Origin of the sequence: Streptomyces lucensis JCM 4490 (assembly GCF_014650035.1) — a bacterium.
In the GTDB taxonomy this organism is placed as follows: Bacteria; Actinomycetota; Actinomycetes; order Streptomycetales; family Streptomycetaceae; genus Streptomyces; species Streptomyces lucensis.
Genome location: NZ_BMUE01000002.1, coordinates 220,852 through 242,019, shown reverse-complemented (window position 1 = coordinate 242,019; position 21,168 = coordinate 220,852). Strand labels below are relative to the sequence as shown.

The following is a 21,168-nucleotide window of genomic DNA, read 5'->3' as shown; positions in this document are numbered from 1 at the left end:
GGGAGACCGCCTCGTGAAGCGTCAGCCCTGCGGGGGCACCGCGACGGTGGCCTCGCTGGGCCGGCTGGTCGGGGTGTAGCGCAGGGCGCCGGAGGTGGTCGGCACCAGGTCCTTGTGGATGGCCTTGGCGACGTTCTGGATGGTGGTGACGCCGTAGCTCATGGTGCTGTTGTCCTGGGTCAGCACGCTGATCATGTAGTCGTGCCCGGCGCCGTTGAAGGTGCCCAGGCTGTGCACGCGCCAGCCGTGCGTGGAGCGCTGCAGCCAGCCGTTCTTGACGTGCACGGCGACGGAGGACGGCGCGCCCGCGGGCGTGCCCCAGCGCTGGTCGGAGACGACCTGGCCCATCAGCTTGAGGATGTAGGCACGGGAGTTGTCGCTCAGCACGCTGTTCTTGGCGGTGACGAGCTTGAGCAGCTTCTGCTCGTCGGTGACGTTCTCCTGGGTCAGCCCCCAGTACCCGTCCGTGCCCGGGACGGTCTTCGTCATCCCGGCTGCGGTCAGGAAGCCCTTGATCTTCGTCATGCCCAGCTGCTTCCAGAGCTTGCTGGTCGCCGTGTTGTCCGACTGCGTGATCATGGCCTTGGCGAGGGTCTGCTCGGTGCTCGTCAGGTACCGGTTGTGCTTCTTCGCGTCCCACAGCAGCGTGGCGAGCACGGTCACCTTGACGGTGCTGGCCGAGTCGTAGGCGGACGTGGCCCGCAGGGTGCAGGTGGTCTTGGTGCTGCGGTCGTACACGCCGATGGCGACGGTGCCCTTGCGGTCGGCCAGGGCGGCCGTGATGTCCTTCTTCAGCTTGGCGGCCAGGCCCGTATTGGCGGACGTGCAGCTCACGGCGGGCGTGGTCGCCGAGGCCGGGGTCGCGGTGACGGCCGGTACGAGCAGCGCGGCACCGAGGACGGCGGCGACCGCGCCGGTACGTCCGGATATCCGGTAAGTCATGAAGAGTTCCCCTTGAACGTCGCGGCGTCCCCCTGAACGCCGTCGAGCGCACCCGTGCGCCACCAGTTCGACTCACGGACACGTCGGACAGTTGTACACGCATTCGTAGGGCGGGAGTTCGAGGGGTCAGGGTGCGGAAGCCCGGCAATGCTTCGCTCATGACGCAGAAGTACGAGGCCCAACTGGCCGACCTCAGGGCGGACTTCCCGAAGATCCTGAGGTGACCCGGCCTGAGGCGACCTGCTCAGCCGCCGATCAGCGAGCCGAACTGCTCGACCGTGCGGCGGCGCATCGTCAGGAAGGCGAGCCAGGAGCCGTCGGCGCAGTGCAGGCGGAAGCGGGCCATCAGCTGCGTGCGGGGCCGGCGTTCCACCCGGACCACCCAGTCGCGCGGAATCTCCCACACGGGGGTGCCGTCAAGGGGCTGGACGAGTCCGACGCGCTGGTCGGTCACCCGCAGCAGCAGCGCGCCGGAGGTGCGCGGCAGGCCGGCGGCGATGCTGCCGGCGCCGGCGGACTGGGCGCCGATGGTGTTCACCAACCGGTTCGCGACGGCGCCGCCGACGCCGCCCTTGGCGCTCTTGGCGCTCTTGGCGGGGACGACCGTGCCGTAGGCCAGAAGCCGCTCACCGGGGGCCAGTTGACTGAGGGCGGAGCGCTCACGGAGGGCGGACATGCCGACGATCATAGGCGCCCGGCAGCCGGGCGGACGCCCTAGCCCAGGTGCGTCGGCGCGAACATCCGCAGTACCGCCGGGAGTACGACCACCGAGGGCCCAGGGGACGCCAGCGCCTTCGCCAGGTCCTCCTCCAGGGTCTCCGGGCTGGTACGAACCCCCGGCACCCCGAAGGACTCCGCCAGGGCGACGTAGTCGGGGCGGGTCAGTTCCGTCGCCGTGGCCTGGCCGAAGGCGTCCGTCATGTACTCGCGGAGGATGCCGTAGCCCCCGTCGTCCACGATCAGCCAGGTGACGGGGAGGTCGTACTGCCTGGCCGTCGCCAGTTCGGCGATGGAGTACAGCGCCCCTCCGTCGCCCGACACCGCCAGCACCGGACGTGTCGGATCGGCCGCCGCCGCGCCGAGGGCCGCCGGGAAGCCGTAGCCGAGGCCGCCGGCGCCCTGGGCCGAGTGCATGGTGTTGGGGGCGTGGGCGTCGAAGGCGGACCAGGCCCAGTAGGCCAGGATGGTCATGTCCCAGAAGGACGGGGAGTCGGCCGGCAGGGCGCGGCGGACCGAGGCCAGCACGTCCTGCTCCAGGGTGAGGTCCTGACCGGCGATGCGGTCGGTCACCTTCGCCAGGAGCTCCCGCACCCGCTGCGGCGCCGACTCGTCGGTCCGCTCCTCCACCGTCTCCAGCAGGGCCTGCAACGCCAGGCGGGCGTCCGCGTGGATGCCCAGCGCCGGGTGGTTGGACTCCAGCTTGCCGGCGTCCGCCTCGATCTGGACGACCCGGCCCCGGGGCCTGAACGTGTGGTAGTTCGAGGAGAGTTCGCCGAGGCCCGAGCCGACCACCAGCACGACGTCCGCGTCCTCCAGGAAGTCCGTCGTGTGACGGTCCTCCAGCCAGGACTGGAGCGACAGGGGGTGGTTCCACGGGAACGCCCCCTTGCCGCCGAACGTCGTCACCACCGGCGCGTCCAGCTTCTCCGCCAGCGCCCGCAGCTTGCCCGACGCGTCCGACCGTACGACCCCGCCGCCCGCGATGATCGCCGGGCGGGCGGCGCGGGACAGCAGGTCCGCCGCCACCGCCGTGAGTTCGGGGCGGGGCACCAGGTCCTCGGGGGCCGCGTCCATCGCCGTCACCACCGGCAGCGCGGTCGCGGCGAGCAGCACGTCCTGCGGGATCTCCACCCACACCGGGCCGTGCGGCGCCGTCAGCGCCGACTTCCAGGCCGCCGCGATCGCCGACGGGATCTGGGACTGGGTGCGGACCGTGTGGACCGACTTGACCACGCCCCGGAACGAGGCCGCCTGGTCCGGGAGTTCGTGGAGGTAGCCATGGCGGCCGCCGCCGAGGCCCGCCGTAGGGACCTGGCTGCTGATCGCCAGCACGGGGGCGGAGGCCGCCGCCGCCTCCTGGAGGGCCGCGAGCGACGTCAGGGCGCCCGGGCCCGTCGAGAGGAGCAGCGGGGCCGCCTCCCCCGTGATCCTGCCGTAGGCGTCCGCGGCGAAGCCCGCGTTGTTCTCCACCCGCAGGCCGATGTAGCGCAGCGACGAGCGGCGCAGGGCGTCGAACATGCCGAGGGCGTGCTGGCCGGGCAGGCCGAAGACGGTGGTCGCGCCGAGCCCGGCCAGGGTTTCCACGACCAGGTCTCCGCCGTTGCGCCCCGGGGGAGGATTCAGCGCGGACGAGATCTGCGCCTCGGACGGGCGGAGCACCAGGTCGTGGTCGTGAGTCACTGCGCTTACGCGTCCTTCCTGGCCGCCGCGATCTGGCGGCTCATGATGGTGGTCAGTTCGTAGGCGGTGTGGGAGGCCGCGACCGAGGTGATCTCGGCGTGGTCGTACGCCGGGGCCACCTCGACGACGTCCGCCGACACCAGGTTGCAGGACGCCAGCCCGCGCAGGATCTCCAGCAGCTCGCGGGAGGTCATGCCGCCCGCCTCGGGGGTGCCGGTGCCGGGCGCGTGGGCCGGGTCGAGGCAGTCGATGTCGATGGAGATGTAGAGCGGGCGGTCGCCGATGCGCTGGCGCAGCTGGTCGGCCACCTCGTCGGCGCCCCGGCGGTAGACGTCGGCCGAGGTGACGATGCCGAAGCCCATCTTCTCGTCGTCGGTGAGGTCCTGCTTGCCGTACAGGGGGCCGCGGGTGCCGACGTGGGACAGGGCCGAGGTGTCGAGGATGCCCTCCTCGACCGCACGCCGGAACGGGGTGCCATGGGTGTACTCGGCGCCGAAGTAGGTGTCCCAGGTGTCGAGGTGGGCGTCGAAGTGGAGCAGGGCCACCGGACCGTGCTTCTTCGCGACCGACCGCAGGAGCGGCAGCGCGATGGTGTGGTCGCCGCCCAGGGTCATCAGGCGGGCGCCCGTGCCCAGCAGCTCGTCCGCCGCGGCCTCGATGGTCTCCACGGCCTCGTTGATGTTGAACGGGTTCACCGCGATGTCGCCGCCGTCGGCGACCTGGGCCAGGGCGAAGGGGGAGGCGTCCTGCGCGGGGTTGTACGGGCGCAGCAGCCGGGACGCCTCGCGGATGGCGTTGCCGCCGAAGCGGGCGCCCGGCCGGTACGAGACGCCGGAGTCGAACGGCACGCCCACGACGGCGACGTCGGTGGTGCCGACCTCGTCCAGGCGGGGCAGCCGGGCGAAGGTCGCGGGTCCGGCGTACCGCGGGACGCGGGAGGAGTCGACGGGGCCGCGGGGCGTCTCGTTGCTGCTCATGATGAAATGCCTTCTTTCCAGCGCCTTGTCGCGCTTGTACTGCTTTCCCTATGACTCTACTGGTGAGCCGGGACCGGTTCGGACGCGAGTTCGGGGGACCGTCCGGCGAGGCGTTCCCGCCAGGCGGCGAGGACCGTCTCGTCGGTGGGCCTGGTCGCCAGGGACACGGCGACGTAGGCGGCGAGGGAGGCGAGCAGGCCGTAGTAGACGGGCTCGTTGGCGAGAATGCCGTAGCCCGCCATGAGGCCGATCACCGCCAGGCCGCCGACGGCGACCGAGGCGAGCGCGCCCTGGGCCGTGCCGCGCTTCCACAGCAGGCCGCCGAGGATGGGGACGAGCAGTCCGCCGACGAGGAGGTTGTAGGCCACGGTCAGCGCCTCGACCACGTTGTTCAGCGCGATCGCCGTGCCGATCACCGCCACACCCATGACCAGGATGAAGAGGCGGTTTCCGGCCACCTCGTCGTGCGCGTCCCCGTCGCGGCGCACGGCACCGCGCAGGCGCGACCAGATGTCGTTGTTGGCGACGGTGGCGCAGGCGATCAGGGCGCCGGAGGACGTCGACATGACGGCGGCGAGGGCGGCGGCCAGCACCAGGCCGCGCACACCGACCGGCAGCTCGTCCTTGACGATGGTGGCGAAGGCGTCGTCGGGGCTGCCCAGCTTCGGGTAGAGCACCTTGGCGGCCGTGCCGATCACCGCGCCGGCGAGGGCATAGGCCAGGCAGTAGGTTCCGGCCACGGTGCCGCCCCACTTGGCAGTCTTGTCGCTGCGGGCGGTGAACACGCGCTGCCAGATGTCCTGGCCGATCAGCATGCCGAAGGTGTAGATCAGCACGTAGGTGAAGATCGTCTCGCCGCCGATCCCCAGGGGGTCGAAGTACTCGGTCGGCAGCTTGGCCTTCATCTCGGAGAAGCCGCCCGCCTTGACCACGGCGATGGGCAGGAGCAGGAGCAGCACGCCGATCGTCTTGACGACGAACTGGACCATGTCCGTCAGCGTGATGGACCACATGCCGCCCAGCGTGGAGTACGCGACGACGATCGAGCCGCCCAGGATGATCGCGACCGTGCGGTTCAGGTCGAAGAGGACGTCGAAGATCGTGGCGTAGGCGATGGTGGACGTCACCGCGAGCATGAGGGTGTAGGCCCACATGACCACGCCGGAGATCACGCCGGCGCGGCCGCCGTAGCGCAGGTCCAGCATCTCGGAGACCGTGTAGACCTTCAGGCGGGCGATGCGCGCGGAGAAGAGGACGGAGAGGGCGAGCAGACCGAGGCCGATGGTGAAGACCATCCACGCGCCGGAGAGGCCGTACTGGTAGCCGAGGCCCACACCGCCGATGGTGGAGGCGCCGCCGAGGACGATCGCGGCCATGGTGCCGGAGTACATGGCGGGGCCGAGGCGGCGGCCCGCGACCAGGAAGTCGCTCTTGGACTTGGCCCGGCGCATGCCCCACCAGCCCATGGCCAGCATGCCGGCCAGATAGACGACGATCACTGTGTAGTCGACGGCCATGTGGGGCCCTCCTTCGCGCACAATCCGGTGGCGTGTCGTGCAGAGACGTGGGAGTCGTTCCTCGGGAGAGGAGCTGCGGCAGCGGATCGCGGGGACATCCGCCCGTACCCGCGGCTGCCGTGCTGACTCGACACTAGGTGGCCGGAAAGCGACTGCGAAGTGTACGTTTCATCCATTCGAGCCGTACCGGATGGAGGGAACGCACACCATGCCGGAAGCGGCCGCACCAGCGGTCCCACCGACCCCACCGGTCACACTCCAGGCGCTGCTGGCCCGGGAGGATCTCGCTCTGCGCCGGATCGCCGGCCCGACGGACCCGGGCATCGCGATCCACTGGGCGCACACCTCGGAGATGGCCGACCCGTACCCCTACCTGCTGGGCGGGGAGCTGCTGCTCACGGCCGGGGTGCACGTCCCGCGGGACGAAACGGGTCTGGCCGCCTACTTCGACGGCTACGTGTCCCGGATCGTGGCGGCGGGCGGCGCGGCCCTCGGTTTCGGCGTGGCGCCGGTGCACGACACCGTCCCGCGCGCCCTGGTCGCCGCCTGCGACGCCCACGGCCTGCCCCTGCTGGAGGTCCCGCCGCAGACCACGTTCTCCGGTGTGGCGCGCGCGGTGTGGCAGCTGATGGCGCAGGCCCGCCTCGCGGAACTGCGCCGGGTCACGGAGGCCCAGCAGAGCCTTGCCGCGGCCGCATCCCGCCCGGACCCGGTGCCCTCGGTACTGCGTCAGCTGGCCCAGCGGATGAGCGGGCACACCGTGCTGTACGGGCCCGACGGCACGGAGGTCGCTCAGGCGGGCCGGGGAACCCCGCAGGACGACGTACGGGCCGCGCTGGCGGAGCTGGCCGGGGTGGTGCGCCCGACGCCGAGGGCGGCTACGGCCGCGACGGCGGTGGACCTCTCGTCCGGCGGGGCGCCCGCCCCGGCCGCCCCCGGCACTTCACGCCCGCTGCCCAGCTCCGCCACCGACACCCTGGGCGCCACCCACCTCGCCGTCTACGCCCTCGGCGCCGGCGAGGGCTTCGTACTCGGTGTGGCCACGGCCCGGCGCGACCCCGGTGACCACACCATCGCCTCCGTCGCCGCCGTACTGCTGTCCCTGCTGACCGGTGAGCACCAGAGCGGGGCCGGCGCCGCCCGGTCCTCCGCCCTCGTGCGGCTGCTGCTCGGCGCGCCGCCCGGGGAGGTGGCCCCCCTGCTCGGCACCGGCCGGTGGCTCGTCGTGCACGCGCGGCCGGAGACCCAGGCACCGGACGCGGTCGCCGCCTCCGCCCTCGGCGCGGCCCTGGGTTCGCCGCTGGTCGACCTCGCCCGTGACGTCGTACGGGTGCTGGTGCCGGCCGGGCGGCGGCCGGAGCCGCAGCCCGGCTGGACGCTGGGCGTGAGCGATGCCGTCGAGCCGGACGAGTGGCCTGCCGCCGACACCCAGGCGGCCCGCGCCCTCGCCCGGGCCCGCGCGACCCGCACCCCGCTGGTCCGGCACACGGCCCGGCCGGCACTCAAGGACCTGGTGGCGCCGGCGGACGCCGAGACGCACGCCCGCGCGCTGCTCGCACCGCTCACCGGGCAGGCCGCGCTCGCCGAGACCCTGCGCACCTGGCTGTCCCTGCACGGCAGTTGGGACCGCACGGCGGTGGCGCTGGGGGTGCACCGCAACACGGTGCGGCAGCGGATCGGCCGCTGCGCCGCCCTGTTGGACGCCGACCTGGACGATCCGGACGTCCGCATGGAGCTGTGGTTCGCGTCGCGGCACACCTGAGCGCGCGGGCGGGTGACCCCCGTCGCAGGGGCGATAAGCCCAGGACTCCCGTGGCCTGCTGCTCCACAATGGGGGGCATGCCGATATCCGGGACACCCAGCCGCGCCCAGCTCGTCGACCACCTGGTGAGGACCCGTATCGCGGGCGACGTCGCCACGCCACGCGAGAACAACCTCTCCCACTACCGTCAGCTCGCCAACGGTGTCCGCAACTACTGGCTCGGCCTGGAGCTCGGCGACCGCTGGACGGACGAGCAGGACGTGCTCGCGGTCATGGCCGAACGGGTGGGCGTCAGCGACGACCCGGGGCACCGGTACGGGCAGGACACCATCGACCCCGAGCTGACCGTCGACGCGCTGGACCGCATGGCGGCGCGGCTGCGCAAGGCGGCCGACGGGCAGCAGCGGGTGCTGTTCGCGACCGGCCACCCGGGCGGCCTGCTGGACGTGCACCGGGCCACGGCCGGGGCGCTGCGCGCCGCCGGCTGCGAGATCGTCGTCATCCCGGACGGGCTGCAGACGGAGGAGGGGTACGTCATGCAGTTCGCGGACGTGGCGGTGCTGGAGCACGGGGCGTCGCTGTGGCACACGCACTCCGGAGAGCCGATGAAGGTTATTCTGACGGGACTTGAGCGCGAGGGGCGTCCGCTGCCGGACCTGGTCGTCGCCGACCACGGCTGGGCCGGGTACGCGGGGCAGCACGGCGTCGACTCCATGGGGTACGCCGACTGCAACGACCCCGCGCTGTTCCTCGCCGAGTCAGAGGGCACCGTGCAGGTGGTCGTGCCGCTCGACGACCACGTGGTCAGCCCCCGCCACTACGACCCGATGACGGCCTATCTGCTGGCGGAGGCGGGCCTCGACTAGGCCGTGTCCGGCACGGTGGACGTGCGGCTCCGCGCGAGCGGGGCCGCACATCGTGTTCAGGTGACTGCCGGTTCAGTGTCCTCCGTGTCCTCCGTGGCCGCCATAGCCGCCGTGACCGCCGTAGCCGCCGTGGTCCCCATGGCCGCCGTAGCCGCCGTGGTCCCCATAGCCGCCGTAGCCGCCGTAGTCGTCGTCATCGTCGTCGTTCCACCAGCCGTGGTGGCCGTTGTGGTTGCCGTTGTAGTCGTCGTCTCCCCAGCTGTGGCTGTAGGAGCCGTGGTCGTCGTGGCCGGAGGCCGCGGCGGTGCCCGCCGCGCCGACTGCGGCCCCGCCGGCCAGCAGCAGGCCGGTGGCGGACATGGCGACGAGGCGCCTCGCGCGCTGTGCTCGCATGGGAAATTACCTTCCATCCCGAGGTGGATGGCCGCGCCGCGCAACACGGAAGGACGCGGAGCGGTCTTCAGGTGTCACCGCAGGCTGTGGAACGGCACGACGTGCGTCACCTTGCCGGCGCCTGCGGCCCACCCGTACGCGATCGCGCTGCCGGGTGCCGCGGCTGAGTCCCGAGAGGCCCGGAGCCTCGCCGGCCGGGCATGCCGTGCGCTGCGGCTTTCACTCGTAGAGCCTAGTCCCCCATGCGTCACACGTCACTTTGAGCAGGCAACTACTTCTCGGGCCCCGGAGCCGGGCGCCCGGACGACGCCCAGGGCGCCCTCCGGGCCGGTCAACTCCCATGTGGGGCAGGTAGGTAGAGCCTCCCGGCCGGCCTCACCGGGGAACGCGGACGACACCCTCCTGGATGACGGAGATGGCGAGGCGTCCGTCCTGGGTGTAGATGCGGGCCTGGCCGAGGCCCCGGCCACCGTGGGCGGACGGCGACTCCTGGTCGTACAGGAGCCACTCGTCGGCGCGGAAGGACCGGTGGAACCACATCGCGTGGTCCAGGGAGGCACCCACGACGTCGCCGACGGCCCAGCCGCCGCGGCCGTGCGCGAGCAGCACGGAGTCGAGGAGGGTCATGTCGGAGACGTAGGTGGCGAGGACGATGTGCAGCAGCGGGTCGTCGGCGAGCTTGCCGTTGGTGCGGAACCACACCTGGGAGTGCGGCTCGCGCGGCTCGCCGAACTTCCCGTACGGCGGCTCGTCGACGTAGCGCAGGTCGATGGCCTCGCGCGCCTCGAGGAAGCGCTCCACCACGTCCGGCGCGAGATGGGCGTAGCCGCGCAGCCGCTCCTGGGAGGTCGGCAGGGCCGCCGGGTCGGGCGCGGCCGGCATCGGCGTCTGGTGGTCCAGCCCTTCCTCGTAGGCCTGGAAGGACGCCGACAGGTGGAAGATCGGCTTGCCGTGCTGGACGGCGACCACGCGGCGGGTGGTGAAGGACCGTCCGTCACGGATGCGGTCCACGGTGTAGACGATCGGCGCGCCGGGGTCGCCGGGGCGCAGGAAGTACGCGTGCAGGGAATGGGCGGGCCGGTCCGCCGGGACCGTCCGCCCGGCGGCGACCAGCGCCTGCGCCGCCACCTGCCCGCCGAAGACGCGGGGCACGACGGCGGAGCGGGACCGGCCGCGGAAGATGTTCTCCTCGATCTGCTCCAGGTCGAGCAGATCGAGGAGATCCTGGAGTGCCTGGCTCATGGAGTCGGTTGTACCGGCCGGCCGTCGCGGGGGCCTTACAGACCCATGTCCTTGGCGATGATCGTCTTCATGATCTCGCTGGTGCCGCCGTAGATGCGGTTGACCCGGTTGTCCGCGTACAGGCGGGCGATCGGGTACTCGTTCATGTAGCCGTAGCCGCCGTGCAGCTGGAGGCAGCGGTCGATGACGCGGTGGGCGACCTCGGTGCAGAACAGCTTGGCGGAGGCGGCCTCGGCGGGGGTCAGCTCGCCGGCGTCCAGGGCCTCGGTCGCGCGGTCGGCGACGGCCTCGGCGGCGTCGACCTCGGCCTGGCAGGCGGCCAGCTCGAACTTGGTGTTCTGGAAGTGGGCGACCGGCTTGCCGAAGACGGTGCGCTCCTGCACGTACTGCTTGGCGAACCGGACGGCGGCCTTGGCCTGCGCGTAGGCGCCGAAGGCGATGCCCCAGCGCTCGGAGGCCAGGTTGTGGCCGAGGTAGTAGAAGCCCTTGTTCTCCTCGCCGAGCAGGTCCTCGACCGGCACCTTGACGTCGACGAAGGCCAGCTCGGCGGTGTCGGAGGTGCGCAGGCCCAGCTTGTCGAGCTTGCGGCCGACGGAGTAGCCCTCGGACTTGGTGTCGACGGCGAACAGGGATATGCCGTGCCGGCGGTCCTCGGCGGTCGGCGCGGAGGTACGGGCGCAGACGATGACCTTGTCGGCGTGGACGCCGCCGGTGATGAAGGTCTTGGCGCCGTTGAGGACGTAGTGCGTGCCGTCCTCGGAGAGCTTGGCGGTGGTCTTCATGCCCGCGAGGTCGGAGCCGGTGCCCGGCTCGGTCATCGCGATGGCCCACATCTCCTCGCCGGTGACGAACTTCGGCAGGTAGCGCTTCTTCTGCTCGTCGTTGGCCAGCATCTTGATGTACGGCAGGGCGAGCAGCACGTGCACGCCGGAGCCGCCGAACTGCACGCCGGCGCGGGCGGTCTCCTCGTAGAGGACGGCCTCGAACTTGTGGCTGTCCATGCCGGCGCCGCCGAACTCCTCGGGCACGCTGATGCCGAAGATGCCCAGCTCACCGAGCTTGTAGTAGAAGTCACGGGGGGCCTGGCCGGCGGCGAACCACTCGTCGTACACGGGTACGACCTCGGCCTCGATGAAGGCGCGAACGGTCTCCCGGAACGCCTCGTGATCCTCGTTGAACACCGTACGGCGCATGCCGCCACCTCCACGTACCTCGGCATGACATGTGGGCATGTCTAAGCGCTTGCTCAGATCCCAAGGTACCGGTGAGTACGTTCAGGCGTCCAGGGTGACCTTCCCCACCCGTCCGGCTCAGTCCCCGGCCCTGCCGTAACGGCGGAAGGCGGACGTGTCCACCGTCCAGGGGCCGAAGGGGACCGAGTCCCCGAAGATGTACGGGTCCTTGGCGGTGTACCGGCCCCTGCAGGGATCCGAGTGCACCTCGATGGTGCCGGTGCGCGGGTCGACGATCAGGTAGTGGGCGATCCCCATGGCCGGGTAGTCGGCGAGCTTCTCGACGTAGTCGTTGTTCGGGTTGGAGGGCGAGACGATCTCGACGACCGCCAGCACCTGCGTCGCGTCGACGGCGATGCCCTCTTCGTCGAGTACGGCCTCGGGGATGACGATCGCATCGGGCAGCCGCATCCGCCCGAGGGCCGGGTGCTCGATCTCGGGTCCGCTCACGGAGATGTAGCCGGGGTGCGTGACGAGCAGTTGCTCGTCCAGCTGCTTGCAGATGCGGCGGATCGTGCCCTCGTGCCGCTTCGAGGGGCACATCATGGCCAGTATCGGACCCGCCGGCCCGATCTCGACGCTCCAGGCCCCTTCGAGCCGCTCGGCGTAGGCACCGAGCTCCTCGGCGATAGCGCGCATCTTGGCGTAATCCATGCCCATGGCCTCAGCGTACTGAGGCGGGGCCCGGCCGGCAGGCCTACCGGGCGGGCTCAGTCTCCGGGCGTTCCCGCTGCCGCGAAGGCGCCGCGGGCCATCCGGTGGAGCAGGGTCGCCGTGGTGCCGCGGCCCGGCAGCGTGCCCGCGCGGCCCAGGTGGGGCGTGGAGTTGAGCAGGCCGAAGACCGAGTGGACGGCCGAGCGGGCCGCCGCCTCCGTCAGGGCCGGGTACACCTCGCGGACCACCTCCACCCATAGCTCGACGTACTGCCGCTGGAGCTGCCGCACCAGCTTGCGGTCGCTGTCGCGCAGGCGGTCCAGCTCGCGGTCGTGCAGGGTGATCAGGGGACGGTCGTCGAGGGCGAAGTCGATGTGGCCCTCGATGAGCGAGTCCAGGACCGCCGGGGCGGTGGCGTCCCCGTCGGCCTCCGCCAGGCGCCGCTTGGCACCGGTCAGCAGCTGGCCGCTGATGCCGACGAGCAGCTCGGCGAGCATCGCGTCCTTGCCGGGGAAGTGCCGGTAGAGGCCGGGGCCGCTGATGCCGACCGCGGCGCCTATCTCGTCGACGCCGACGCCATGGAAGCCGCGCTCGGCGAACAGCCGGGCGGCCTCCTTGAGGATCTGCTCGCGGCGGGTGGTGGCGTCGGTTCTGGTGGCCATGCGCCCAATTCTAGACAGCACGGTTAGCGGTCGTTAACCTGAGGGAAATGGTTAACGCTCATTAACAGTACGACCACTGGGTGAGGGGACCGCAGAATGCAGGAGGCACCGGAGCTCCGGAGCGCGGCAGATCCCGCGTCGGAGGCCTGGCGAGCCAATGAACAGGCCCACCTCGCCCTCGTCGAGGAGCTGCGCGGCAAGCTGGCCGCGGCGGCCCTCGGCGGCGGCGAGAGGGCCAGGGCCCGGCACACCGCGCGCGGCAAGCTGCTGCCGCGGGACAGGGTGGACACGCTGCTCGACCCGGGCTCGCCGTTCCTCGAGCTGGCCCCCCTCGCGGCCGACGGGCTGTACGACGGACAGGCGCCGGCGGCCGGGGTGATCGCCGGGATCGGGCGGGTCAGCGGGCGCGAGTGCGTGATCGTCGCGAACGACGCCACCGTCAAGGGCGGCACGTACTACCCGATGACGGTGAAGAAGCACCTGCGCGCGCAGGAGGTGGCCCTGGACAACCGGCTGCCGTGCGTCTACCTCGTCGACTCCGGCGGGGCCTTCCTGCCGATGCAGGACGAGGTGTTCCCGGACCGCGAGCACTTCGGCCGGATCTTCTACAACCAGGCCCGCATGTCCGGCGCCGGGATCCCGCAGATCGCGGCCGTCCTCGGTTCCTGCACCGCGGGCGGCGCGTACGTGCCGGCGATGAGCGACGAGGCCGTGATCGTCCGCAACCAGGGCACGATCTTCCTCGGCGGCCCGCCCCTGGTGAAGGCCGCCACCGGCGAGGTCGTCACCGCCGAGGAGCTGGGCGGCGGCGAGGTCCACTCCCGGGTCTCGGGGGTCACCGACCACCTCGCCGAGGACGACGCGCACGCGCTCAGGATCGTCCGCAACATCGTGGCCACGCTCCCGGCCCGGCGGTCCCTGCCCTGGGAGGTCGTGCCCGCCGTCGAGCCCAAGGTCGACCCCTACGGGATCTACGGCGCCGTCCCCGTCGACTCCCGCACCCCCTACGACGTCCGCGAGATCATCGCGCGCGTGGTCGACGGCTCGCGGTTCTCCGAGTTCAAGGCCGAGTTCGGCCAGACCCTGGTGACCGGCTTCGCCCGCGTCCACGGCCACCCGGTGGGGATCGTCGCCAACAACGGCATCCTGTTCGCCGAGTCCGCCCAGAAGGGCGCCCACTTCATCGAGCTGTGCGACCAGCGCGGGATCCCGCTGGTGTTCCTGCAGAACATCTCCGGGTTCATGGTCGGCAAGGACTACGAGGCGGGCGGCATCGCCAAGCACGGCGCCAAGATGGTGACGGCCGTGGCGTGCACGCGCGTGCCCAAGCTGACCGTCGTCGTCGGCGGTTCGTACGGCGCCGGCAACTACTCGATGTGCGGCCGGGCCTACTCCCCCCGCTTCCTGTGGATGTGGCCGAACGCCAAGATCTCCGTCATGGGCGGCGAGCAGGCCGCCAGCGTCCTCGCCACGGTCAAGCGGGACCAGCTGGAGGCGCGCGGCGAGGAGTGGCCGGCCGAGGAGGAGGAGGCCTTCAAGGCGCCGGTCCGCGCCCAGTACGAGCGCCAGGGCAGCGCCTACTACGCCACCGCCCGGCTGTGGGACGACGGCGTCATCGACCCGCTTCAGACCCGTCAGGTGCTGGGCCTCGCCCTGACGGCCTGCGCCAACGCGCCCCTGGGAGACCCCCAGTTCGGCGTCTTCCGGATGTGAGGAGGGGAACCGTGTTCGACACAGTACTGGTCGCCAACCGGGGCGAGATCGCCGTTCGCGTCATCCGTACGCTCCGCTCGCTGGGCGTCCGCTCGGTGGCGGTCTTCTCCGACGCCGACGCCGACGCGCGGCACGTCCGGGAGGCCGACACGGCCGTGCGGATCGGGCCGCCGGCCGCGGCCGAGAGCTATCTGTCGGTGGAGCGGCTGCTGGAGGCCGCCGCCCGCACCGGCGCCCAGGCCGTCCACCCCGGGTACGGCTTCCTCGCCGAGAACGCCGGGTTCGCGCGGGCCTGCGAGGAGGCGGGACTGGTCTTCATCGGCCCGCCGGCCGACGCGATCGCCCTCATGGGCGACAAGATCCGCGCGAAGGAGACGGTGCGGGCGGCCGGGGTGCCGGTGGTGCCCGGATCGAGCGGCAGCGGCCTGTCGGACGCCGAACTGGCCGACGCGGCACGCGAGATCGGTGTCCCGGTGCTGCTGAAGCCGAGCGCCGGCGGCGGCGGCAAGGGCATGCGGCTGGTCCGGGACACCGGGGACCTGGCCGACGAGATCGCCGCCGCCCGCCGCGAGGCCCGCGCCTCCTTCGGCGACGACACGCTGCTGGTGGAGCGGTGGATCGACCGGCCCCGGCACATCGAGATCCAGGTGCTGGCCGACGGCCACGGCAACGTGGTCCACCTCGGCGAGCGCGAGTGCTCCCTCCAGCGGCGCCACCAGAAGATCATCGAGGAGGCGCCCAGCGTGCTCCTCGACGAGGCCACGCGCGCGTCGATGGGCGAGGCGGCCGTACAGGCGGCCCGTTCGTGCGGGTACCGGGGCGCGGGCACGGTGGAGTTCATCGTGCCGGGCTCGGACCCGTCGCAGTACTACTTCATGGAGATGAACACCCGTCTCCAGGTGGAGCACCCGGTCACCGAACTCGTCACCGGCCTCGACCTGGTGGAGTGGCAGCTGCGGGTGGCGGCCGGGGAGCGGCTGGGGTTCGCGCAGGAGGACGTGCGGCTGATCGGGCACGCGGTCGAGGCCCGGATCTGCGCCGAGGACCCCGCGCGCGGCTTCCTGCCCTCCGGCGGCACGGTGCTGCTGCTGAACGAGCCCCAGGGCGACGGCGTCCGCACCGACTCCGGGCTCAGCGAGGGCACGGAGGTGGGCAGCCTGTACGACCCGATGCTGTCCAAGGTGATCGCCCACGGCCCCGACCGCGAGACGGCGCTGCGCAGGCTCCGGGCGGCCCTCGCGGAGACGGTCACGCTGGGCGTGCAGACCAACGCGGGCTTCCTGCGCCGGCTGCTGGCCCACCCGGCCGTCGTGGCGGGCGAGCTGGACACCGGGCTGGTGGAGCGGGTGGTGGACGCGCTGGTCTCCACGGACGTGCCGGAGGAGGTCTACGAGGCGGCGGCCGCCGTGCGCCTGGAGGCGCTGCGGCCGAGCGGCGAGGGCTGGACCGACCCCTTCTCGGTGCCGAGCGGCTGGCGCCTGGGGGGCACCCCGAAGGCGCCCGCCTTCCCGCTGCGGGTGCAGGACCCGGTGACGTACAGCCCGCGCGGCACCCACGCCGTCACCGCCGGGCGGGTGGCCGTCACGCTCGACGGCGTCCGGCACACCTTCCACCGCTGCGGTGACTGGATCGGCCGGGACGGCGACGCCTGGCACGTGCGCGACCACGACCCGGTGGCCGCCTCCCTGAGCCGCGCGGCCCACGCGGGCGCCGACTCGCTGACCGCGCCGATGCCCGGCACGGTGACGGTGGTGAAGGTCGCCGTCGGCGACGAGGTGACCGCCGGGCAGAGCCTGCTGGTGGTGGAGGCGATGAAGATGGAGCACGTCATCTCCGCGCCGCACGCCGGGACGGTCGCCGAGCTGGACGTGACCCCGGGCGCGACGGTCGCCATGGACCAGGTGCTGGCCGTCATCGCACCCAAGGAGGCGGCGCAGTGAGCACGGACGCCCTGCCCATGGTCGTACCGGCCCCGAACCTGCCCCGGCGGGTGCGGATCCACGAGGTCGGCGCGCGCGACGGGCTGCAGAACGAGAAGACGGCCGTCCCCACCGAGGTCAAGGCGGAGTTCGTCCGCCGGCTGGCCGGGGCGGGCCTGACGACGATCGAGGCGACGAGCTTCGTGCACCCCAAGTGGGTGCCCCAGCTGGCCGACGCCGAGCAGCTGTTCCCGCTGGTGAGCGACCTCCCCGGGGTGGCGCTGCCGGTGCTGGTGCCGAACCGGCGCGGCCTGGACCGGGCGCTCGCGCTCGGCGCCCGGCGGATCGCCGTGTTCGCCAGTGCCACCGAGTCCTTCGCGAAGGCCAACCTCAACCGCACGCTGGACGAGTCGCTGGCCGTGTTCGAGCCGGTGGTGCGGCACGCGAAGGACGAGGGCGTGCACGTGCGGGGATACGTCTCGATGTGCTTCGGCGACCCCTGGGAGGGCGCCGTACCGCTCACACAGGTCGCCCGCGTCTGCACGGCCCTGCGGGACATGGGCTGTGACGAGCTGAGCCTCGGCGACACGATCGGCGTGGCGACGCCGGGCCACGTCCGTGCGCTGCTGTCCCTCCTGGACGGCGAGGGCGTGCCGGTGGACGCCATCGGCGTGCACTTCCACGACACCTACGGCCAGGCGCTCGCCAACACCCTCGCCGCGCTGGAGTCCGGGGTGAGCACGGTCGACGCCTCCGCGGGCGGCCTCGGCGGCTGCCCCTACGCCCGGTCCGCCACCGGCAACCTCGCCACCGAGGACCTCGTCTGGATGCTGCACGGCCTCGGCATCGAGACCGGGGTCGACCTCGGCCGTCTGACCGCCACAAGCGTGTGGATGGCCGAACAGCTGGGCCGGCCCAGCCCGTCCCGCACCGTCCGCGCACTCGGTAAACCGACACAGCCCCACGAGGATCAGTGATCAGCATGGACCACCGTCTCAGCCCCGAGCTGGAGGAACTCCGCCGTACGGTGGAGGAGTTCGCGCACGACGTCGTGGCGCCGAAGATCGGCGACTTCTACGAGCGGCACGAGTTCCCGTACGAGATCGTCCGTGAGATGGGCCGCATGGGCCTGTTCGGGCTGCCGTTCCCGGAGGAGTACGGCGGCATGGGCGGCGACTACCTGGCCCTCGGCATCGCCCTGGAGGAGCTGGCCCGGGTGGACTCGTCGGTGGCGATCACCCTGGAGGCCGGAGTGTCGCTGGGCGCCATGCCGGTGCACCTGTTCGGCACGGAGGAGCAGAAGCGCCAGTGGCTGCCCCGCCTGTGCGCGGGCGAGATCCTGGGCGCGTTCGGCCTGACCGAGCCGGACGGCGGCAGCGACGCGGGCGCGACCCGCACGACGGCCCGCCTGGACCCGGACACGGACGAATGGGTGATCAACGGCAGCAAGTGCTTCATCACCAACTCCGGCACGGACATCACCGGCCTGGTGACGGTCACGGCGGTCACCGGCCGCAAGCCGGACGGCAGGCCGCTGATCTCGGCGATCATCGTCCCGTCCGGCACGCCCGGCTTCACGGTGGCGGCCCCCTACTCCAAGGTCGGCTGGAACGCCTCGGACACCCGCGAACTGTCCTTCCAGGACGTCCGGGTGCCCGCCGCCAACCTGCTCGGCGAGGAGGGCCGGGGCTACGCCCAGTTCCTTCGCATCCTGGACGAGGGCCGCATCGCTATCGCGGCGCTGGCGACCGGTCTGGCGCAGGGCTGTGTCGACGAGTCGGTGAAGTACGCCAGGGAACGCCACGCCTTCGGCCGGCCGATCGGCTCCAACCAGGCGATCCAGTTCAAGATCGCCGACATGGAGATGAAGGCCCACACGGCCCGGCTGGCCTGGCGCGACGCCGCCTACCGCCTGGTGGCCGGTGAGCCCTTCAAGAAGGAGGCGGCCATGGCCAAGCTGTACTCCTCCACCGTCGCCGTGGACAACGCCCGCGAGGCCACCCAGGTGCACGGCGGCTACGGCTTCATGAACGAGTACCCGGTGGCCCGCATGTGGCGCGACTCCAAGATCCTGGAGATCGGCGAGGGCACGAGCGAGGTCCAGCGGATGCTGATCGCACGGGAGCTGGGGCTGGTGGGCTGATCCGGGACCGTACGCGGCCGGTCCTGCGCGGGCCGGCCGCACGCCGACTCCCCTCGCCCCCGTCATGGCGAGGAGTCGCCATCGGGTGAGTCGGGGGTGTCCGCCGTGCCGGACGAGCGACGGCCGTCCGGCACCGGCCCGCCGTCCGCACGGGTGCGCCGGGCCTCGTCCACGACGCGGCGCCACGAGCGGATGACGCCGGGCACCTGGTCGAGCAGCCCCTGCAGGGCGGACAGGGCTGCGGACACGACGCCCGCCGTGCCCAGAATCGCCAGGATGATCTGCAGATCCACGCTCGGGTTCCTCCCACGGATGGCGGGTGGCCGAGCTGAGTGTGCGGCACATGCGGGAGGGCAGGTCTCTCAGGTCGACCACCCGGGATACGGATGACCAACTGAGGCCCTGCCGACGCACAGGCCGAGTGTGCAGTTGTCGTGATTGACGCGGGGGCGGCTGCGGCCGACCCTCGCGCCCGAAAGGGACGTCGGACCCATTCCCGTCGCAGCCGGCGGTGCCGGCCGTGCGGTGTCAACCGTACCCGTGGGCCCTGGGATTGTCCGGCGAACCGTCGAGTCCGAGGCCTCGCGGAACCGCACGGGCCCGGGCGGGGCGCCCCGCCCTCTGGACATCAGGTGAGGTTAGGCTAACCTACATTTGACCTTGTCCGGCGGGCGCTCAGCCCCGTTCGAAAGCAGTCATACCCATGCCCCACGCCCGTGCCACCCACCTCTCTCGCCGCGGTCTGCTCGCCGCGGGCGGCGCCCTCGGACTCGGCGCCGCGCTCGCCGCCTGCGGGGACGACAAGGGCGAAGACACGGGCTCCGGAGGACAGGCGAAGGGCGGCAAGCCCGGCCCCTGGTCCTTCAAGGACGACCGCGGCACGACCGTGAAGCTGGACCGCGTGCCCGCGAACATCGTCGCGTTCACCGGCGCCGGCGCCGCGCTGTACGACTACGGCGTCCAGGTCAAGGGCGTCTTCGGCCCGACCAGGACCTCGGGCGGCAAGCCGGACGTCCAGGCCGGCGACATGGACGTCAGCAAGGTGACGGTCCTCGGTAACACCTGGGGGCAGTTCAGCATCGAGAAGTACGCGGCCCTCGCGCCCGACCTGCTCGTCAGCACCATGTTCGATGGCGCCGGCACCCTCTGGTACGTGCCGGAGGAGTCGAGCAAGAAGATCGCCCAACTGGCCCCGAGCGTCGGCATCTCCGTCTACGACCGGCAGCTCACCCGGTCACTGGAGCGCATGGCGCAGCTCGCCGGGTCGCTCGGCGCCGACCTGAAGGCCGCCAAGGTGACGCGGGCCAAGAAGCGCTTCGAGGCGGCCGCCGCCCGGCTGCGCGCCGCCGCCAAGGCCAAGCCCGGCATCAGGGTGCTGGCCGGCTCCGCGAGCGACCAGCTCTTCTACGTCTCCGGCACCGACCTCTCCATCGACCTGGAGTACTTCAAGGCCCTCGGCGTGAACTTCGTCGAGCCGCCGGAGAGCGCCAAGAAGCAGGGCGGCGGCTGGTACGAGTCGCTGAGCTGGGAGAACGTCGACAAGTACCAGGCCGACATCATCATGATGGACGACCGCACCTCGGCGATCCAGCCGGCCGACATCACCAAGGCGACCTGGAAGAAGCTGCCCGCCGTCAAGGCCGGCCAGGTCATCCCCCGTTCACCCGAACCGATTCTCTCGTACGACAAGTGCGTACCCCTGCTCACCGGGCTGGCCGAGGCCCTGGAGAAGGCCGAGAAGGTCGCCTAGTCCGTCCCGCCCTGACACCTCCCGCACCAGGAGCCCCCATGACGACGGCCGTAGCCGCCCCGTTCCGCTTCTTCTCCCTCCGGGTCGCACGGACGAGGCGGCTCGGCCCGTCCCTGGTCCGGGTCACCTTCACCGGCGCGGACCTGCACGCCTTCCACTCCGACGGGCGGGACCAGTCCCTTTCGCTGTTCCTGCCGCACCCGGGGCAGAGCGAGCCGGCCGTCCCGCTGGAGCTGGGGGACGCGTGGTGGCAGGGCTGGCGCGAACTCCCGGACGACGTACGGGCCGTGATGCGCTCGTACACCCTGCGGGCCCTGCGCCGGGACCCCGACGAGATCGACATCGACTTCGTGCTGCACGGGGTCGGCCCCGGCGCGGCCGCCCCGGCCGGACCCGCCTCCCGCTGGGCCTCCCGGGCGGCCGCCGGCGACCGCGTCCTGCTGCTCGGGCCGGCGATCGCCGACAACCGCGCGATCCGCTTCCGGCCGCCGGGGGACGCCGACCTCGTCGTCGTCTGGGGCGACGAGACCGCGCTGCCCGCCGCCACCGCCATCCTCGAGTCCCTGCCGGCCGGCACCCGCGCCCGCGCCTTCCTGCAGGTGCCGCACACCGGGGACGTCCAGGACGTGGTGACGGAGGCGGACGCGGAGATCACCTGGCTGGTGCGGGACGACGACCGCCGCCCGGCCCTCGACGCCGTCCGGGCCGCGGTGCTCCCCGCCGCCGAAAGGCCGTACGTGTGGATCGCGGGCGAATCGGGTCAGGTCAAGGAGCTGCGGCGGCACTTCGCCGGCGAGCGCGGGGTCGACCGGCGGCGCGTCACCTTCGTCGGCTACTGGCGACAGGGGATGACGGAGGAGCAGCTGCGCGCCGCCGAGTGACCAACTCCTGACTCATTCGGGCCGGTTGCCGCACAGGCACGCCTTGATCCAGAAAACTTAGGATAGGCTAACCTAAGTTCACCCCCTCGCGGATCGTCCCCTCGGAGGACCCCCA

General features: G+C 72.0%; 19 protein-coding genes. 8 read left to right on the top strand and 11 right to left on the bottom strand.

Annotated elements, in window-relative coordinates:
- Window positions 1-21 precede the first annotated feature (21 nt).
- The 5 genes from IE177_RS05280 to IE177_RS05260 all read right to left on the bottom strand — a co-directional run bounded on the left by IE177_RS05280 (window position 22) and on the right by IE177_RS05260 (window position 5,836).
- A complete protein-coding gene (locus IE177_RS05280) occupies window positions 22-942 on the bottom strand; it encodes a serine hydrolase (protein WP_190013558.1) in 921 nt (306 codons plus the stop codon).
- A 244-nt stretch (window positions 943-1,186) separates the two neighbouring features.
- A complete protein-coding gene (locus IE177_RS05275) occupies window positions 1,187-1,618 on the bottom strand; it encodes a hypothetical protein (protein WP_190013557.1) in 432 nt (143 codons plus the stop codon).
- Between the two features lie 38 nt (window positions 1,619-1,656).
- A complete protein-coding gene (locus IE177_RS05270; protein ID WP_190013556.1) occupies window positions 1,657-3,342 on the bottom strand; it encodes a thiamine pyrophosphate-binding protein in 1,686 nt (561 codons plus the stop codon).
- A 5-nt stretch (window positions 3,343-3,347) separates the two neighbouring features.
- Window positions 3,348-4,319 carry an agmatinase gene (speB, locus tag IE177_RS05265; protein ID WP_190013555.1) on the bottom strand — a complete coding sequence of 324 codons (972 nt, stop codon included), beginning with the start codon at window positions 4,317-4,319 and terminating at the stop codon, window positions 3,348-3,350.
- Window positions 4,320-4,375: 56 nt separating this feature from the next.
- A complete protein-coding gene (locus IE177_RS05260; protein ID WP_190013554.1) occupies window positions 4,376-5,836 on the bottom strand; it encodes a sodium:solute symporter family protein in 1,461 nt (486 codons plus the stop codon).
- A gap of 190 nt (window positions 5,837-6,026) precedes the next feature.
- Here IE177_RS05260 and IE177_RS05255 point away from each other — a divergent pair, with 190 nt between their 5' ends.
- On the top strand, window positions 6,027-7,598 hold the full coding sequence (locus IE177_RS05255; RefSeq protein WP_373305026.1) for a PucR family transcriptional regulator: 1,572 nt from the start codon (window positions 6,027-6,029) through the stop codon (window positions 7,596-7,598).
- Between the two features lie 77 nt (window positions 7,599-7,675).
- Window positions 7,676-8,464, top strand: coding sequence for a phosphatase (locus IE177_RS05250; protein ID WP_190013552.1), 789 nt, complete (start codon window positions 7,676-7,678; stop codon window positions 8,462-8,464).
- 72 nt (window positions 8,465-8,536) lie between these two features.
- Here IE177_RS05250 and IE177_RS05245 read toward each other — a convergent pair whose 3' ends face one another.
- The 5 genes from IE177_RS05245 to IE177_RS05225 all read right to left on the bottom strand — a co-directional run bounded on the left by IE177_RS05245 (window position 8,537) and on the right by IE177_RS05225 (window position 12,647).
- Window positions 8,537-8,857, bottom strand: coding sequence for a hypothetical protein (locus IE177_RS05245; protein ID WP_190014155.1), 321 nt, complete (start codon window positions 8,855-8,857; stop codon window positions 8,537-8,539).
- 375 nt (window positions 8,858-9,232) lie between these two features.
- On the bottom strand, window positions 9,233-10,099 hold the full coding sequence (tesB, locus tag IE177_RS05240; protein ID WP_190013551.1) for an acyl-CoA thioesterase II: 867 nt from the start codon (window positions 10,097-10,099) through the stop codon (window positions 9,233-9,235).
- Window positions 10,100-10,134: 35 nt separating this feature from the next.
- Window positions 10,135-11,292 carry an acyl-CoA dehydrogenase family protein gene (locus IE177_RS05235; RefSeq protein WP_190013550.1) on the bottom strand — a complete coding sequence of 386 codons (1,158 nt, stop codon included), beginning with the start codon at window positions 11,290-11,292 and terminating at the stop codon, window positions 10,135-10,137.
- Between the two features lie 117 nt (window positions 11,293-11,409).
- A complete protein-coding gene (locus tag IE177_RS05230) occupies window positions 11,410-11,985 on the bottom strand; it encodes a Uma2 family endonuclease (RefSeq protein WP_190014086.1) in 576 nt (191 codons plus the stop codon).
- A gap of 56 nt (window positions 11,986-12,041) precedes the next feature.
- Window positions 12,042-12,647 (bottom strand): SACE_7040 family transcriptional regulator, encoded by a 606-nt coding sequence (locus IE177_RS05225; RefSeq protein WP_190013549.1) that lies wholly within the window; start codon window positions 12,645-12,647, stop codon window positions 12,042-12,044.
- 96 nt (window positions 12,648-12,743) lie between these two features.
- Here IE177_RS05225 and IE177_RS05220 point away from each other — a divergent pair, with 96 nt between their 5' ends.
- The 4 genes from IE177_RS05220 to IE177_RS05205 are packed head-to-tail and all read left to right on the top strand — an operon-like array spanning window position 12,744 to window position 18,422.
- Entirely contained in the window at window positions 12,744-14,360 is a 1,617-nt protein-coding gene (locus IE177_RS05220) for a carboxyl transferase domain-containing protein (protein ID WP_190013548.1), read from the top strand.
- Window positions 14,361-14,371: 11 nt separating this feature from the next.
- A complete protein-coding gene (locus tag IE177_RS05215) occupies window positions 14,372-16,300 on the top strand; it encodes an acetyl/propionyl/methylcrotonyl-CoA carboxylase subunit alpha (RefSeq protein ID WP_190013547.1) in 1,929 nt (642 codons plus the stop codon).
- A gap of 17 nt (window positions 16,301-16,317) precedes the next feature.
- On the top strand, window positions 16,318-17,256 hold the full coding sequence (locus tag IE177_RS05210) for a hydroxymethylglutaryl-CoA lyase (protein WP_190014084.1): 939 nt from the start codon (window positions 16,318-16,320) through the stop codon (window positions 17,254-17,256).
- 5 nt (window positions 17,257-17,261) lie between these two features.
- Window positions 17,262-18,422, top strand: coding sequence for an acyl-CoA dehydrogenase family protein (locus tag IE177_RS05205; protein WP_190013546.1), 1,161 nt, complete (start codon window positions 17,262-17,264; stop codon window positions 18,420-18,422).
- Window positions 18,423-18,484: 62 nt separating this feature from the next.
- Here the strand turns inward: IE177_RS05205 and IE177_RS05200 are convergent, their stop codons facing one another.
- Entirely contained in the window at window positions 18,485-18,715 is a 231-nt protein-coding gene (locus IE177_RS05200; RefSeq protein ID WP_190014153.1) for a hypothetical protein, read from the bottom strand.
- A gap of 410 nt (window positions 18,716-19,125) precedes the next feature.
- Between IE177_RS05200 and IE177_RS05195 the strand changes: the two genes are divergently transcribed.
- Window positions 19,126-20,172: an ABC transporter substrate-binding protein gene (locus tag IE177_RS05195; RefSeq protein WP_190013545.1), complete on the top strand. Its 1,047-nt coding sequence runs from the start codon at window positions 19,126-19,128 to the stop codon at window positions 20,170-20,172.
- A 38-nt stretch (window positions 20,173-20,210) separates the two neighbouring features.
- Complete coding sequence (locus IE177_RS05190; RefSeq protein ID WP_190013544.1) at window positions 20,211-21,053, top strand: siderophore-interacting protein; 843 nt, start codon at window positions 20,211-20,213, stop codon at window positions 21,051-21,053.
- The last annotated feature ends 115 nt before the right edge of the window (window positions 21,054-21,168 follow it).

Coding starts and splice junctions, on each gene's coding strand:
- IE177_RS05275 (WP_190013557.1), bottom strand. CDS start 1,618: ATGTCCGCCCTCCGTGAGCGCTCCGCCCTCAGTCAACTGGCCCCCGGT.
- speB (WP_190013555.1), bottom strand. CDS start 4,319: ATGAGCAGCAACGAGACGCCCCGCGGCCCCGTCGACTCCTCCCGCGTC.
- IE177_RS05225 (WP_190013549.1), bottom strand. CDS start 12,647: ATGGCCACCAGAACCGACGCCACCACCCGCCGCGAGCAGATCCTCAAG.
- IE177_RS05255 (WP_373305026.1), top strand. CDS start 6,027: ATGGAGGGAACGCACACCATGCCGGAAGCGGCCGCACCAGCGGTCCCA.
- IE177_RS05195 (WP_190013545.1), top strand. CDS start 19,126: ATGCCCCACGCCCGTGCCACCCACCTCTCTCGCCGCGGTCTGCTCGCC.
- IE177_RS05245 (WP_190014155.1), bottom strand. CDS start 8,857: ATGCGAGCACAGCGCGCGAGGCGCCTCGTCGCCATGTCCGCCACCGGC.
- IE177_RS05220 (WP_190013548.1), top strand. CDS start 12,744: ATGCAGGAGGCACCGGAGCTCCGGAGCGCGGCAGATCCCGCGTCGGAG.
- IE177_RS05260 (WP_190013554.1), bottom strand. CDS start 5,836: ATGGCCGTCGACTACACAGTGATCGTCGTCTATCTGGCCGGCATGCTG.
- IE177_RS05210 (WP_190014084.1), top strand. CDS start 16,318: ATGGTCGTACCGGCCCCGAACCTGCCCCGGCGGGTGCGGATCCACGAG.
- IE177_RS05190 (WP_190013544.1), top strand. CDS start 20,211: ATGACGACGGCCGTAGCCGCCCCGTTCCGCTTCTTCTCCCTCCGGGTC.
- IE177_RS05230 (WP_190014086.1), bottom strand. CDS start 11,985: ATGGATTACGCCAAGATGCGCGCTATCGCCGAGGAGCTCGGTGCCTAC.
- IE177_RS05205 (WP_190013546.1), top strand. CDS start 17,262: ATGGACCACCGTCTCAGCCCCGAGCTGGAGGAACTCCGCCGTACGGTG.
- IE177_RS05250 (WP_190013552.1), top strand. CDS start 7,676: ATGCCGATATCCGGGACACCCAGCCGCGCCCAGCTCGTCGACCACCTG.
- IE177_RS05235 (WP_190013550.1), bottom strand. CDS start 11,292: ATGCGCCGTACGGTGTTCAACGAGGATCACGAGGCGTTCCGGGAGACC.
- tesB (WP_190013551.1), bottom strand. CDS start 10,099: ATGAGCCAGGCACTCCAGGATCTCCTCGATCTGCTCGACCTGGAGCAG.
- IE177_RS05280 (WP_190013558.1), bottom strand. CDS start 942: ATGACTTACCGGATATCCGGACGTACCGGCGCGGTCGCCGCCGTCCTC.